We start from the raw sequence: 1,053 nt of genomic DNA, 5'->3' as shown, positions 1-1,053 counted from the left end.
CGCGGCGGCGCGGCAGGCGCGGCAGGCGCGGCGCCGCCGCGGTCAGCGCGGGGGGACGGTGGGGAGGCCGGTCGCGCCGAGGTTGGTCGCGAGCGTTTCGAGCACCGGGAGCGCGGCCTCGATCGCCGTCCGCTCCTCCGGCGAGAGACGGTCGAGCTGAGCCTGCAGCGCCTTCGAGCGGACGCCTGCGAGGCGGGTGAGGAAGGACTCGCCGGCCTCGGTGATACGCACCAGGTACGCGCGGCGATCGACCGGATCGTTCTCCCGGACCAGGAACTGGTTGCTCTCGAGCAGCGCCACGATCCGCGTCATCGTCGACGGCGTGACGCCCTCCCGCAGCGCCAGGTCACCGGGGCGGATCGGGCCCTCGCGCCGGACGGTGGCCAACGCCGCGACCGACCCGGGGCCCAGCTCGGTGGGCTCGGTGCGGCGCAGCGCGCGCGAGAGCCGCGCCAGGGCGACCGGCAGCCGGGTGGTCACCCCTTCGTCCGGGGCTCCGCCGTCCGAGCCGGGCACCGCACTCCGCGCCGGGGCGGTCATCGCGTCGCCTTCGCTGGCACTGCAGCCTCCACGTCGTCAGAGCCCTCGACGTCCGCCGGACGCCCGAGTCGGGCGGCTCAGCGGCACCGACCGTACGGGACACACCCGTCCGACCGCCGCCGATCCAACGACGCGGACGCCGCGACCACCATTCTGACGGTCGCGGCGCCGCGGGTCACCCCACCAGTCGGGCCCGCGCGGCGACCGGCGCCCCCGTGCCGCCGGTCACCGTGCCGCCGGTCACCGTGCCGCCGGTGCCCATACCGGCTGGCCCCGTGCCGCCGGTGAGCGCGCCACCGCTGACGACGTGCACCAGCGCGTCCAGAGCGGGCCGGCCGTCCACCGTCAGCAGCTGACCACCCGGCCGCCGGACCGCCCGAACCGGAACCCGCAGCAGATCCGCGGCGCGCAGCAGCGTCGACGCGGACCACGGGTCGCCCACCCGGACCGCCAGGCCGTCCGGACCGCCGCGGCCCGGCCCGACCGCGAGCATCGCCGCCCGCCACGCCGCCG

Annotated in this window: 2 protein-coding genes; both read right to left on the bottom strand. The window is 77.9% G+C overall.

Translation table 11 applies throughout. The features are described 5' to 3' along the window. Positions 1 to 42: 42 nt before the first annotated feature. The gene (locus ABEB28_RS42595; protein ID WP_345734011.1) at positions 43 to 540 is read right to left on the bottom strand and encodes a MarR family winged helix-turn-helix transcriptional regulator; all 498 of its coding nucleotides are present in this window, start codon (positions 538 to 540) and stop codon (positions 43 to 45) included. Between the two features lie 175 nt (positions 541 to 715). Further along, a partial coding sequence (locus ABEB28_RS42590; RefSeq protein WP_345734010.1) for a hypothetical protein occupies positions 716 to 1,053 on the bottom strand: 338 nt, incomplete at its 5' end.

Source organism: Cryptosporangium minutisporangium (assembly GCF_039536245.1).
GTDB lineage: Bacteria > Actinomycetota > Actinomycetes > Mycobacteriales > Cryptosporangiaceae > Cryptosporangium > Cryptosporangium minutisporangium.
This window is presented reverse-complemented; position numbering and strand designations above follow the sequence as displayed.

Bases quoted from the DNA above. Each gene is read 5' to 3' on its own strand.
- ABEB28_RS42595 (WP_345734011.1), bottom strand. From the start codon at position 540: ATGACCGCCCCGGCGCGGAGTGCGGTGCCCGGCTCGGACGGCGGAGCC.